Annotated in this window: 14 protein-coding genes, 2 tRNA genes and 1 pseudogene; 4 read left to right on the top strand and 13 right to left on the bottom strand. The window is 35.3% G+C overall.

Going from position 1 to position 12,402, the window contains the following annotated elements; all coding sequences use genetic code 11:
* Positions 1-18: 18 nt before the first annotated feature.
* Positions 19-1,260, bottom strand: coding sequence for a sulfate adenylyltransferase subunit 1 (locus tag CGC49_RS02780; protein WP_095911788.1), 1,242 nt, complete (start codon positions 1,258-1,260; stop codon positions 19-21).
* A 135-nt stretch (positions 1,261-1,395) separates the two neighbouring features.
* Here CGC49_RS02780 and CGC49_RS02785 point away from each other — a divergent pair.
* The 3 genes from CGC49_RS02785 to CGC49_RS02795 all read left to right on the top strand — a co-directional run bounded on the left by CGC49_RS02785 (position 1,396) and on the right by CGC49_RS02795 (position 3,184).
* A tRNA-Met gene (locus CGC49_RS02785) sits at positions 1,396-1,469 on the top strand.
* Positions 1,470-1,515: 46 nt separating this feature from the next.
* Positions 1,516-2,781 carry a site-specific integrase gene (locus CGC49_RS02790; protein WP_095911789.1) on the top strand — a complete coding sequence of 422 codons (1,266 nt, stop codon included), beginning with the start codon at positions 1,516-1,518 and terminating at the stop codon, positions 2,779-2,781.
* 34 nt (positions 2,782-2,815) lie between these two features.
* Positions 2,816-3,184: a hypothetical protein gene (locus tag CGC49_RS02795; protein ID WP_095911790.1), complete on the top strand. Its 369-nt coding sequence runs from the start codon at positions 2,816-2,818 to the stop codon at positions 3,182-3,184.
* A 30-nt stretch (positions 3,185-3,214) separates the two neighbouring features.
* Here CGC49_RS02795 and CGC49_RS11235 read toward each other — a convergent pair whose 3' ends face one another.
* The 12 genes and pseudogenes from CGC49_RS11235 to CGC49_RS02855 all read right to left on the bottom strand — a co-directional run bounded on the left by CGC49_RS11235 (position 3,215) and on the right by CGC49_RS02855 (position 9,373).
* Entirely contained in the window at positions 3,215-3,616 is a 402-nt protein-coding gene (locus CGC49_RS11235; RefSeq protein WP_198540634.1) for a type II toxin-antitoxin system HicB family antitoxin, read from the bottom strand.
* Between the two features lie 40 nt (positions 3,617-3,656).
* Positions 3,657-3,842 (bottom strand): type II toxin-antitoxin system HicA family toxin, encoded by a 186-nt coding sequence (locus CGC49_RS02805; protein ID WP_095911791.1) that lies wholly within the window; start codon positions 3,840-3,842, stop codon positions 3,657-3,659.
* A 92-nt stretch (positions 3,843-3,934) separates the two neighbouring features.
* Positions 3,935-4,573, bottom strand: a complete 639-nt coding sequence (locus tag CGC49_RS02810; RefSeq protein WP_157908983.1) for a hypothetical protein — start codon at positions 4,571-4,573, stop codon at positions 3,935-3,937.
* 89 nt (positions 4,574-4,662) lie between these two features.
* The gene (locus tag CGC49_RS02815; protein WP_095911793.1) at positions 4,663-5,424 is read right to left on the bottom strand and encodes a ParB N-terminal domain-containing protein; all 762 of its coding nucleotides are present in this window, start codon (positions 5,422-5,424) and stop codon (positions 4,663-4,665) included.
* Positions 5,372-6,076: a phosphoadenosine phosphosulfate reductase family protein gene (locus CGC49_RS02820; protein ID WP_095911794.1), complete on the bottom strand. Its 705-nt coding sequence runs from the start codon at positions 6,074-6,076 to the stop codon at positions 5,372-5,374. The genes CGC49_RS02815 and CGC49_RS02820 overlap by 53 nt, the downstream gene beginning before the upstream one ends.
* Positions 6,077-6,273: 197 nt before the next feature.
* On the bottom strand, positions 6,274-6,630 hold the full coding sequence (locus CGC49_RS02825; protein ID WP_095911795.1) for a hypothetical protein: 357 nt from the start codon (positions 6,628-6,630) through the stop codon (positions 6,274-6,276).
* Between the two features lie 56 nt (positions 6,631-6,686).
* Positions 6,687-6,759 (bottom strand) — tRNA-Val (locus CGC49_RS02830).
* 128 nt (positions 6,760-6,887) lie between these two features.
* On the bottom strand, positions 6,888-7,202 hold the full coding sequence (locus CGC49_RS02835) for an SH3 beta-barrel fold-containing protein (RefSeq protein WP_095911796.1): 315 nt from the start codon (positions 7,200-7,202) through the stop codon (positions 6,888-6,890).
* A gap of 4 nt (positions 7,203-7,206) precedes the next feature.
* Entirely contained in the window at positions 7,207-7,428 is a 222-nt protein-coding gene (locus CGC49_RS02840) for a hypothetical protein (RefSeq protein ID WP_095911797.1), read from the bottom strand.
* A gap of 29 nt (positions 7,429-7,457) precedes the next feature.
* The gene (locus CGC49_RS02845; RefSeq protein WP_095911798.1) at positions 7,458-7,847 is read right to left on the bottom strand and encodes a hypothetical protein; all 390 of its coding nucleotides are present in this window, start codon (positions 7,845-7,847) and stop codon (positions 7,458-7,460) included.
* 160 nt (positions 7,848-8,007) lie between these two features.
* Positions 8,008-8,284 (bottom strand): annotated as a pseudogene (locus CGC49_RS11380) (IS1 family transposase); the annotation flags it as partial.
* A gap of 324 nt (positions 8,285-8,608) precedes the next feature.
* Positions 8,609-9,373 (bottom strand): superoxide dismutase, encoded by a 765-nt coding sequence (locus tag CGC49_RS02855; protein ID WP_095911799.1) that lies wholly within the window; start codon positions 9,371-9,373, stop codon positions 8,609-8,611.
* A gap of 299 nt (positions 9,374-9,672) precedes the next feature.
* Here CGC49_RS02855 and CGC49_RS02860 point away from each other — a divergent pair, with 299 nt between their 5' ends.
* Positions 9,673-12,387, top strand: coding sequence for a carboxypeptidase-like regulatory domain-containing protein (locus CGC49_RS02860; protein ID WP_095911800.1), 2,715 nt, complete (start codon positions 9,673-9,675; stop codon positions 12,385-12,387).
* The last annotated feature ends 15 nt before the right edge of the window (positions 12,388-12,402 follow it).

Raw genomic sequence — 12,402 nt, forward strand, 5'->3', positions numbered from 1 at the left:
TCTCAGATGTTTAGTCGGCTACTTCAAAAGAACTGCTGCCACGGTTACATAGCTTGTAGTGTCAATCAAAATGGCACTTCCTGTTTCTCGTAATTTTTGGTAGCTGTCATACGCCAAAGGACTTGAGGTTTTGATGGTTACAGTAACCACTTCGTTCAATGAAACTGATGAAACTCCACCAAAACGCTCCAAAGTATTTACATCAATTCGCTCTTTAATTTCCTTAACAATGGCGTTCACTACTTGGGTGTTATGTTGCAATAAATAGCGCCCGCCAACATGCAATGGACGTTCATCCATCCAACAAATAGTTGCCTCCAATTCATTAGAAATTTTGATAAACTCATCATCTTTAGCGATTAATGAACCTCGGCTGATGTCTACATCTTCTTCCAAATGAAGTACGGCACTTTGGGGAGCAAACGCTTCCAACACCTCTTTATTATTTACTTCAACAGCTGAAATGGTCGCCTCTATTTTCGATGGATAAACCATCACTTTATCTCCTTTTTTGAACACACCACTTTCAATTTTCCCTGCGTATCCTCGATAATCGTGAAGCTCTTCCGTTTGAGGTCTGAGTACCAACTGCACAGGAAAACGAGCATTTGTTAAGTTTACGGACGTAACTAATTCAATGTTTTCTAATCGATTAAGCAATGAAGAACCTTTGTACCAATCCATTCTTGTTGATTTTTCAACAATATTATCTCCATTCAAGGCACTAATGGGTATAAATTCTACTCCTTTAAGTTCCAGGGCATTGGCTACTTCTTCATATTCTTGCTTGATTTCTTGAAAACGATTTTGTGAAAAATCTACCAAATCCATCTTATTGATAGCAACAATCACATGAGGAATATTTAACAAAGAAGCTATGATAGAGTGTCGCTTAGTCTGTTCAATAACTCCATTTCGAGCATCAATCAAGATGATTATTAAATCGGCATTGGAAGCCCCTGTTACCATATTCCGAGTGTACTGAATATGCCCTGGAGCATCGGCAATAATGAATTTACGTTTAGGTGTTGAAAAATATTTGTATGCTACATCGATGGTAATTCCCTGCTCCCGCTCAGCTCGAAGTCCATCGGTAAGTAGTGCTAAATCGACACTTCCATCTTCTCGGTTTTTTGAACTACGCTCTAAGGCCTCCATTTGGTCTACCAATATATTTTTACTGTCATAAAGAAGCCTCCCGATTAGCGTACTTTTTCCGTCATCAACACTTCCTGCTGTTAAAAACCTAAGTATATCCATTACTATTTATTCATTAACTTATGCCCGCAAAGGTAACAAATAATTGTATAACTAAAAAATCTTTTAAAAAAGTTTGTCATAATAAAAAAAAATCCTATATTTGCACCCGCAAACTCGGATGGAGTGATATGAATTGGCGAGGTAGCTCAGTTGGTTAGAGCGTTGGATTCATAACCCAAAGGTCACGGGTTCAAATCCCGTCTTCGCTACAAGGTTATAACTACTTGAAAAATACGCTTTTAAGCGTATTTTTTTATGTCTAAAATTATCCATTTAATCCGAACCGAGTATAAAAGCGAGTATAACCTCTCTTTACCAAAATCCGAAGATATGAAGCCTTATAAAAAGCCTCAAATATTCCCAAAGGTCATCACTGAAAAACCTTTATCAGCTTTTTCTGACAAGGAAAAGCAGGAAATTATGGCAAAAAACAAACGTTGGTACGTGTACTATTACTTCCGAAACAAAGACGGAAAAATGGTAAAACAGCCCTCAATTTACTATAAACTCAATCAGAAATATAAAGATTTTGACGAAAGGTATAAGGCATTTCATCGACTGCGAAATGTAGTTGAGAAACTACTCAAAGACGGGTTTTCCCCATACGAGGGCGAAGAAATTCAAGGTAAATACACCTGTATTTCCGCTCTTGATTACGTACTTGAACTCAAAAAAAACATCGTTAAAGAAAGTACATTCAAGGATTACAAAGGTCGCATAGAACTGTTTAAAAAATACCTGAAAGCAAGAGGATTGCACAACTCCAATATTGCAGACCTTACAAAAAAAGACATTAACGACTATCTTAATCACGTACTGGTCAAATCAAGCCCGAGAAATCGAAACAACACCCTTGCAGTGCTGAGTGCTGTTTTTTCAACGCTGGAGGAAAACGAATTGGCAACTCACAATGTAACGGCAAAAATCAAGAAATTACAAGCAAAACCTGAACGCAATAAAACCTACACAAAAACTCAAGAAAATGAGATTTTTACACTCATGGAGCAAAAGGACAAAAATCTACTACTTTTTGTGAAATTTGTTTCCTACAACTTTTTGCGACCTATTGAGGTGTGCCGTCTGCAAATAAAAGATATTGATTTTGCAGATGCTAAACTGAATGTTCGTGCCAAAAATAAATTAGTCAAAACTAAAATCATTCCTGAAATTCTGATGAAAGAAATTCAGCATTTCAAAGGGTTAAATTCTGATTTTTACTTGTTTGCTCCCAATGGGGCGGATTATTGGGCAACCAATGAAACCGACAAACGAGACTATTGGAGCAAACGATTTAAGGATATCAAAGACCAATTAGGTTTAGGTAAGGACTACGGGCTGTACTCATTCCGACATACATTCATCACAAAGCTATATCGAGAACTCCGCACCCAATACGGGCAAATGGAAACTTATGATAAGTTAATGTTAATTACAGGACACACAACGCTCAATGCTCTGCAACAATATTTGCGAGATATTGACGCAGAACTTCCTGAGGATTATAGCCATTTGTTGAAATAGTTTTCGTATTTTTGTACCTCTAAAAAACAAAACTATGAAAACCACAGAAAAAACACTTATACCCGCTGAATATCAGCAGGATTTTGAGGTTACAATTACGGACAAAAGACCCTCACACTCAAATTTTTACGTACTTTGCAAAAAAGAAACGTTTACTAAAAAGGAGATTGAAAAATTCATTTGGGATTTCAGAAAGCACTATGGGTCGGTTTGCAATATCCATGTGTACGACTCCGAAGATATTACGAAGTTTGTAGATGTTTTCGATTCAACTAAAATCAGTGATGAAGAATACATCAAAAAAGCGGAGCATTTTGTTGCAACCCTATTTTTCACTGACGACTTCCTATGGTATCCATTCAAAGACCACGTGTATAAAGAACTAAAAAGCCCTAAAAAATAGGGCTTTATCGTTAATTTAAAAGTTCAAAAGTCAAGCAAAACATATCTGCTTTAAATCGTCTGCTAATTTATGTAATCCTTTTTGGATTTGCAGGGCTTTTTTTTCTGATAATTCGATGTTTGTCCCTGATAATCGTCTCAAATGACTTGGATTTATTCCTAAATACTTTGCTAATTCACTTTTGTTAAACAAGGAATAATATTCAAAAAATGTGTTCAAGTCCAAGTAACAAAGAACCTTTGCATTTCTTAATTCAGTAGCTTCCGTAGTTTTTCCCTCTTCCTCTAAATAATCCGCTTGCAAATCAAGTACTTCTTTGAAGTTTTCTTTTACCTCCTCAATAGTGTCTCCCGCAGTTGCAACACCTTTTAAATCATCAGAATACGCAGAATATCCTGTTGCCGATTTCTCTAAAATCAATCTAATTTCCATAACCACAAATTTAAAGTTTAACTAATTTAAAGGGCAGGGCTTATTTAAGCCCCGCCTGTTTCAGAATAGACTGCTCAGTACCTTTTTTCAACTCCGTTGCCGAGTGTCTTGGTAAAATCACAGTGCCTGCTTTGGTCTCGTGCTTGTATAGAGAATGCTTTTTACCTTCTCTATGCAGAAACCAACCGTCTTCTTTCAAAAGACGTAACATTTCTGATACCTTCATCTTTTAAATGAACTTTAAATTAACACTGCAAATATACGAAACATTTTTGTTTCTTGCAAATATTTTGAAACATTTTTGTTTCTTTTTTTTATTTACCTCATTTTCAATCCTTTAAGCTGAATATCGGAAAGTACGCTTTTCACTCCTGCCATGTCTTCACTCATCTTATGCAAAACAAAAGTGTTAACCTCTATACCTGCTAAATGCTTCAATTGTTTTGCCGAATTTTCTTGTAACATCTTAAATCCTGATGAAATTTCCTGTGATGACACAAGCATTTTTTCAAGATGTATGTTACGCACTCGGTCAAGTTCTAATCCTAATGTAAACTTTGCGTTCAATTCACTTGCTTGGTCTTGCGTCATAGAGGCAAATCCTTTGGTTTCCGCTTGACGTAATTTAGTTTTGTCTTGTTGTTCAAAAAGATTCAAGTCGTATTGCTTTCCCTCTTGATTCAACTGTTTCAAGGCTGTGTTAAAATGCTCTCTTTGACGTATAACGTCTTTATAAAGTTCCCCTATGTTGTCAATGAGCGTTTGGTCTCCGTCTATTTCATACGACTTGGAAGCCTCGTCTTTGAATTTTTTGAATGCAGGTTCAAGAAGTACGTCCATCAAAATTTGAGAAGTCATATCTTCCACTAAGGAACTAAATGTTTTGCGAAGAGAATCAACAGCGTCTTCTCCTGCTTTGAAACTATCTACTAAATTGTTGCGAATGTTGTCGCCCAATCCTCCTTGGCTTCGATTAGAGCTTTTTTTAATTCTTCGTTTGTATATTTTTCGTTTCCGTACTCCATATAAAAAGTTATTAAAAGTTTTTAATCAATTCGCTCTACCATTGACGATAAAGTTTCGCCTTTTATCATCTTAAATTCGGGGTCAAATCCCATTCGGAGCATAAAGGACTCTTTGTTCTTCCAATTATCAAACGAAAGCGTTACGTACGCATCTAAATTTTGGGCTTTTTCGATGGCTTTTTGCTTTATATCTTCTTTGGATTGCTTTACCGCTTGTTTCTTTTCTTCATCAGAAAGTTCTTTTTTTACTTCTCGCTCAATTTCTTTTTGTTGCTTGATAGGTTGATATACATCTTCAATTTCCTGTGAAACATCAGGCACTTCAAAGTTAGAATAATCCACAGCATATAAGTTCAAATCGTAATCATCTAATCCCGCATTTTTGTAATCAATTTCAGGAATGAGCGACCGCATTAGTTCTTCATCTAATTCGGTGCGTGAGCGAGTTTGGAAGATGTTTTGCTCTTTTTCAGTTTTTAGGTCAAGTGATATTTTTTCGACTTTTAGATCATAATCCTTTTCAGGAGTACCATCGTATCCGTGTATGAGGTCAAGGGACATCGTGCGTTTGTGTCCATCTACAAGGTTTGAGGTTTGTTCGTTCCAAATAATTCCCCCTAAAAAGCCTACGTTTTTGATATTCTTTCTCATTTCAGCGATTTGCTCTTGTGAGTGCTTTTTAGGATTGAATGGAGCAAAATTTATCTGACTTCTCTTTATCGTGATTGTCTCACTTTTGTTGTAAAGTTGCTTTTTTTCTTTCTCTTTCTTGGGCTTGGTCATATTCAAAAAGTATTTTTTCGGATAAAGGATAAACGCTTAAAATCTTTTGTAAGTCGTTCGGATAATTTTTTCTTAAATAGATATATACATCTAAATCAAACCCCACGCCGTTACTTCTTTTATTTCCGTACTGAATAGGTTTTGGAAGTTTGTTTTTTTCGATGTATTTTAATACATCTTTGTCTTTCCAAAGAGATAGTGGATATACCAATTTATGGGGAGATATAGCTTGTAGTTCATAAGTACGTAACATTATACGGCGGTTCATTCCATCTGATTGTTTGTTTCCAATGAAAACATAATCAATCCCTGTTTCTAATCGCACAGATTGGATAATATCTGATAGTTTTAAAATACGAGTTTTAGTAGGCGTACAAAACAGCCCCGAACTATTGATATAACTCAATGTATAATGCGGTTTCTGAATAAAAGTCACATTGGGATATATCTTTTTTGAGAAGTTGATGTACTTGTTGATGTGTTCTAAATCTTTGACAAAATACATAAATACGCATACCACTTCATCAAAGTTTTTAGCCAACATATCAAGCAAGGTAATACTATCTTTGCCACAGGAATAAAACAGCAAAACTCGGTTAGTTTTTTCTTTAACCGAGTTGATAACTTGCTGTGTGTGTTGGTAGATATTCATCATTAACCCGCTGAAAGTCCTGCTTGTTTTCGTAATGCGGCGTAAACGTTTCGTCTACGTTGGTCTCTTGACAAGTTTTGACCTTTACGATTTCTACCATAACGGGCGGTTCTACTCACGCCCGACACTTTGTTAATTTGCTTTTGTGTGTTTGATGTTCTTTGTTTTCTGACTCAGCTGAATAATTTTAAATGTTATTAAATGTTTTTACGTTCAATTACTTTGCCTAATGTATAGACCATAACGGCTTCGATGTACTCTTCACCTTCTTCTTCATAAATAATGTCGTTACCGTCTTCATCGGTTAAAAGCTCAATAAAAGCGTCTTTAATCTCAATTAAGACTTCTGGGCGGTCGGTTGCGTAACCATTAAAAAAACGAATAGCATCGTATTCAACCGGCTTTAACCAATCCTCTTCGTTTTCTGCTTCGGGGTCTTGAATAACGTACTTGTCCGCATTTTTAGGGCGAATTTCTCTGTATTCTTTCTTTTTTTTGCCTGATAGAATTTCTTCTAAATATGGGCGTTTGATTTGTAATGTTAAAATTTTCATTTGTAAAATATTTTTTAGTAAAGGTACAATTTTTTGATGAAATATCAAAAACTTTGTAGCGGGGGGTAGAATCGAACTACCGACCTCGTGCAAGTCAAACACGCAAGCTAACCAACTGCTCTACCCCGCAATATAAAAAAGAGGTTGCGGAGCATTGTATTTTTGCCCTGCAACCTCTTTTTAGGTTATTTTCTCTAAATCAATAGACAGAGCAAAAATACAAATATTTATCTGATTTGCAAAATGTTTTGAGTTTTTTATGCGATTAAATTAAATTTTTTGAAACACCGAAACTCTTTTACTTCGGTGTCGTAATACACCTGCACGGTTTCGTTTCTTTTTCTTTGATTTTCAGACGTTTGTGGTGTGAGTTCGGGGCAAATCGTACCCCACGCCTCACGGATTGACCCATCTACTTTCTGAAAGTAAAACCGTACTATTTGCTTTTGCATTGCTTTTTTTAGTTTATAATTTGCCCACGCTTTTTTGAGGCACTCACTGAATTTGTAGCCTGTTTGTTTGAAAAACTGCCAAGCTAACTGCATTATTTGTTTTAAATCTGATGTTTTCATAATTTTAAAATTCAATAATTTGTAAATTATCTTTTATTATTTCTTGAATTGCTTTCTTTTCTTTTGGAGTCAACTCTCTTATATCGTCAAATGTATTTCTTAAAGTCATTTGATTTAGACCACTGTCGATAAAAATATTTTCATCATTAGCCAACCAAATAACACCAATCGTTCTATTTCTTGGCTTGTAGTGCTGGACATCTATATTTAATATTTTAAATTTCATATTCTTTTTTTACTTACCGCATTAGTATTTTACGCTATTTCTCTTACGTCAATGCCGTGTTCTGCAAACTTTACAGAGTGCTGACCTCTGATTTTTTCAAAGGCTAATTTTGTGGAGGAATAAACCTTGTAGCCCTTGTCTGAAATATAACTTAAAGAGATACCACGCCCTTTCAATTCAAGATTTGTGTAAAGGTGTTTATGCCCCGTGCCTGATGTTTCAAAAAGTATTTCAACTTTTTCAACTTTTGAGTATTTCGATACCATGTAATTAAAGTTAAGATTAGCCTGTGAAAGTTCGACATATTCTTTTTCTTCTAAAATATCTATTTGCTCATTAAAAGCAAACACTCTATATATGCCTTTAACTGAGACTAATTTAACAGTAACGCCAGTGTTAGTAGTTTCTGTTCTTCTCATTGGGGACAATTATTGAGGTTGATTTTTAATGCCTTAATAAAAAATGCCTAAAAATCACTCAAAAAATCTTCAAGCCCTCAATAGGGCAAAAATATTCGTAGATTGTAAACCTGCCGAGCTTCACAAAGGCAAAGAGTGGAGAGTAATTTTTTTTTGAATTATTATTCAGCTTCAAAAATAAAAGTTTCAAGGAGTTTTCTAACATTGTTTTTTGACTTCGAGTAGCATTTTACTTTTCTTTTAAATCTCGCCAAATGATGTCTTATTCTGCTATTATATCCCTCCTCTGTAAAGGTTTCTGTTTTGGATTCCATATGCTTTTCACTTGGAATTACCTCTGAATAACTCTTGCAATAATCGCTACAAAAACCATTGATATCTCTGCTTTTCAATTGTTGTCAAAGTTTCAAGAAAGTTTCTGTATACTGCTTGCCACAATATTCAATATCCTTCCAAATACATTTGCAAAGCAAGACGCTTTTGTTCTGGCGTTTTACATCAGATTTTTTTCTCAACACTGAAAAAATAACCACACTCTTTACATTTATATTACTGTCTTCCTCCAACAAAACCTGCCTTAATCTTATTTAACGATTCGCATCTGGTACATTTCATTCGGCTAAATTATATGAAATATACCAAATTTAAAATACCATTTTTTAGGAGGTTTCGAAAAGAAAGATATGTCATAAAAAACAACACCTCTGAAAATTTGGTAAGAATCAAATCCAGAGGTGTTGTTTTTTACGGATGAAATATCTTTATTTAGCCTTATTATATAATTCTGCTACTTTATTCCAATCAATTACGTTAAAGAAATTTTGAATGTAATCTCCTCTTTTATTTTGATATTTTAGGTAGTACGCATGTTCCCACACATCCATTCCTAAGATAGGTGTTCCAGAAATTTCCAATCCTGGCATCAAAGGATTATCTTGGTTAGCTGTACTTCCGATTTGTAATTTACCATTATTTACAACTAGCCACGCCCATCCTGATCCGAAGCGTTTACCTCCTGCCTCTGCAAAAAGTTTTTTAAAATTTTCAAAACTTCCGAACTCATTGTTGATAGCTGTTGCCAAAGTTCCTGTTGGCATACCTCCTCCTTTTGGAGAAATTACATCAAAATAGAGATTGTGGTTATAATAGCCTCCAGCATTGTTTCGTAAGGTCGCGTTATTCATATCCAAAGTTTTAAGCACTTGTTCAATGGATTGATTTGCTTGAGCTTTGCCTTCAACAGCTTTGTTTAGATTGTTCAAGTATCCTACGTAATGTTTCGAAAAGTGTATGAACATAGTTTCCTGGTCAATGTAAGAACTAACCGCATCGTAACCATAGTTTAGAGGTACGATTTTAAAGGCTCCTTCATTGGCTTTAACTTCACTGGGACTTCCGTAATTTACTTTTTCTGTTTTAGCTTCTCGGGTTTCTTTTTTCTTTTTCTGAGCATATAGCTCTCCTGATGAGAAAACAGCTCCTGAAAATATCAGAGCTGTCATAGGGATTAATTTACGTAATTTCATAATGTGACATATTTTTTCTCGCCAAAAATAGAAAAAAAATATAGATATAAAAATTATTTTTCATTTTTTCTGTACTATCGGATGATATTAACGCCTTATTATCAATAAGTTTTTCCTTAAAAGAGATTTTTTAGTACATTAGCTTCTAAATTTTATTTTCCATTAGAATAGAAAGAGAGCTTCTAAATTTGGTAATTTTTAGGCTAAACAAACTTCAATAATTTGTTATTTGTTATTTTTATGTTACCTTTGTGGGAGTAATTTATTTCAGATTTTTACAAACTTAAAAAAATAAAATCATGTATAAAACACTCTGTTTTTATTTGTTGTGTTTGGTGTCAGTACCTATATTTTCTCAATCAGTTATTGAGGGATATGTGTCTGATTATCAAATGAAAAATGCATTACAAGATGTAAAGGTTCGTGTTGAGGGTACTACCATTGTTGGGGTTACGGACATCAACGGTTTTTTTAGTATTGAACTTCCGGAAGGATCTTATGTATTGCGTTTTTCAAAGGAATCTTATGTTGAAAAACGCATGTTGATAGAACTCTCTGGATTGAAAGTTACCTTGCCGGTAGTTTTTATGGATGCCGATTTTGTCCATGAATCTGAACAAATGGCAGTTATCACCGAAAGTGAATTGGAAGATGATGAAAGCGGTGCTGATTCTATGTCTGGACTTTTACATAGTTCACAGGACATTTTTATGCGTCGGGCAGCTTTTGATTTTAGTGCTGTTTTTTTTAAGCCTCGAGGATATGATTCTAAAGATGTTACGGTTTTAATGAATGGAATCCCGATGAATCGTATAGAAAATGGAAGGGCTCAATGGAGTAATTGGGGCGGGCTTAACGATGTCACAAGAACTCAAGAGTCACAGCACGGTATAGCCAAATCAGATTATACTTTCGGAGGAATAGCAGGGTCAAATTATATCAACATACGACCATCATTGAATCGTCCAGGATTCCGATTTACAACTTCCGCAGGAAATCGAAGCTATGCTGGGCGGATTATGTACACCTACAACTCGGGATTATCTAAAAAAGGATTCGCCTATTCTTTTTCCACATCGCGTCGATGGGCAGGAAATGGGTCGTACATTGATGGAACGCTCTATAATTCATATGCCTCATTTGGTGCGGTTGAATATCACCTAAATCAACACCATAATTTTACGCTCCTCGGAATGTATTCACTTACTCGAAGAGGAAAAACAGCTCCATTGACTCGTGAGGTAATTGATTTGGCAGGATATAAATACAACCCTTACTGGGGAAATCAAGCAGGAGACATACGAAATTCAAGAAATCGAATAATTGATGAACCTATTTTTATATTGTCGTATGATTTTCATAAGAATAATACTCGCTTGAATGTTGATTTGGGTTATCAGTTTGGAAATATGGGGAACACACGTATTAGCTATGGTAATGCGTCTAATCCTGAACCAAATTATTACCGAAATTTACCCAGTTACTATATAAACCAACGTACGGGGCCAAATTGGGAAATGGCAAATTTGCAAAAGGATTATTTTTTGAAGCATCAACAATTGGATTGGTCATCGTTGTACCGTGCCAATATGAATACTCGTAATGATCGTAGCGCTTTCATTATCAGTAATGATGTGAATGATGAACGTACGTTTTCTGCTAATGTAAACTTTTCAACTCCTCTACAGGAAAACATTCAATGGACATCAGGATTAGTCTACCGAAATATAACTTCTGAAAATTATGCACAGATAGATGATTTGTTGGGAGGTTCTTTCTTTATGAATTACGACTATTTTGCGAATAAACCGTATGATGAGAATGATACTAATTTACAAAAAGTCAAAGGAGATAAATGGAATTATGAATACAGATTGAAAAGTTCTTTAGGAGAATTCTTTTCGCAGGTGGATTTTAAGTTCCATAAGGTTGATTTTTTTGTTACAGGTAGGCTACATCATGCTGAATATCAACGCGAAGGAAAATATAACTATGCTCTTTTTGCGGATTCTTTTGGCAAGGGTGACCGAAAAATATTTAGAGGCGTGAGTACCAAAGCTGGATTGACTTATGCTCTCACAGGAAGACATATTTTCCAGCTGAATACCGGCTATTTTAATACTCCACAATCCATACGAAATAGTTTTGCTAATATTCGTTATTCCAACAGAATACTGCCGAACTTAAAAAATGAAACGGCCTACACTTTTGATGGAAGCTATATTCTCCGAGTACCTTACTTCAAATCACGCTTGACAGGATACTACACTCATGTTGAAAATACTTCTGAAACCAACTTTTTCTTTACAGAAATGGCTTTGACCGATGAAATTTCAAGTGATTTTATTTCACAAACGGTTGACAACATTCAAAAACGACATTTTGGTTTGGAATTTGGTGCGGAGGCTCAGATTTTTCCCACATGGAAGGTTACAGCAGCCGCAGCTATCGGACAACATACATATATCAATAATCCTAAAATGTATGTGTCATCGGGAGAAATAGGAGTAATTGAAGTAGATAAAGTATCGTTGAAGAACTACCGTGTTCCAAGTGGGCCGCAACAGGCTTATTCCATAGGGATCGAGCATCGAAATAAAAAATATTGGTGGGTATCTGCTACTGCTAATCTATTGACTGATAATTACGTATCTATATCTGCTATTAATAGAACGCGCGGTTTTTTTATCAATCCAGATACTAGAAAAACATTTACAGATATTGATGAAGAACTCGCTCGCAAACTACTAAAACAGGAACGTTTACAAGATGTTTTTTTGGTAAATGTTGTAGGAGGAAAATCATGGCGTATTAAAAAAACGTACGTGAGCCTAATTGGTAGCGTTAACAATTTATTCGGTCAAAATTTCGTCTCAGGAGGCTTCGAACAGTCACGCACTGCTAACTACGGAAGTATGCTCAGAGACAATGCTCACGGCGTACCATCGTTTGGCCCTCGTTACTTTTTGGGCTACGGACGAACCTATATGATTAATTTAGCTATAAGTATATAAACCTTTAAAGAAAAT

Source organism: Capnocytophaga sp. H4358 (genome assembly GCF_002302515.1).
Lineage (GTDB): Bacteria > Bacteroidota > Bacteroidia > Flavobacteriales > Flavobacteriaceae > Capnocytophaga > Capnocytophaga canis.

Bases quoted from the DNA above. Each gene is read 5' to 3' on its own strand.
- CGC49_RS02780 (WP_095911788.1), bottom strand. From the start codon at position 1,260: ATGGATATACTTAGGTTTTTAACAGCAGGAAGTGTTGATGACGGAAAA.
- CGC49_RS02790 (WP_095911789.1), top strand. From the start codon at position 1,516: ATGTCTAAAATTATCCATTTAATCCGAACCGAGTATAAAAGCGAGTAT.
- CGC49_RS02795 (WP_095911790.1), top strand. From the start codon at position 2,816: ATGAAAACCACAGAAAAAACACTTATACCCGCTGAATATCAGCAGGAT.
- CGC49_RS11235 (WP_198540634.1), bottom strand. From the start codon at position 3,616: ATGGAAATTAGATTGATTTTAGAGAAATCGGCAACAGGATATTCTGCG.
- CGC49_RS02805 (WP_095911791.1), bottom strand. From the start codon at position 3,842: ATGAAGGTATCAGAAATGTTACGTCTTTTGAAAGAAGACGGTTGGTTT.
- CGC49_RS02815 (WP_095911793.1), bottom strand. From the start codon at position 5,424: ATGACCAAGCCCAAGAAAGAGAAAGAAAAAAAGCAACTTTACAACAAA.
- CGC49_RS02820 (WP_095911794.1), bottom strand. From the start codon at position 6,076: ATGAATATCTACCAACACACACAGCAAGTTATCAACTCGGTTAAAGAA.
- CGC49_RS02825 (WP_095911795.1), bottom strand. From the start codon at position 6,630: ATGAAAATTTTAACATTACAAATCAAACGCCCATATTTAGAAGAAATT.
- CGC49_RS02835 (WP_095911796.1), bottom strand. From the start codon at position 7,202: ATGAAAACATCAGATTTAAAACAAATAATGCAGTTAGCTTGGCAGTTT.
- CGC49_RS02840 (WP_095911797.1), bottom strand. From the start codon at position 7,428: ATGAAATTTAAAATATTAAATATAGATGTCCAGCACTACAAGCCAAGA.
- CGC49_RS02845 (WP_095911798.1), bottom strand. From the start codon at position 7,847: ATGAGAAGAACAGAAACTACTAACACTGGCGTTACTGTTAAATTAGTC.
- CGC49_RS02855 (WP_095911799.1), bottom strand. From the start codon at position 9,373: ATGAAATTACGTAAATTAATCCCTATGACAGCTCTGATATTTTCAGGA.
- CGC49_RS02860 (WP_095911800.1), top strand. From the start codon at position 9,673: ATGTATAAAACACTCTGTTTTTATTTGTTGTGTTTGGTGTCAGTACCT.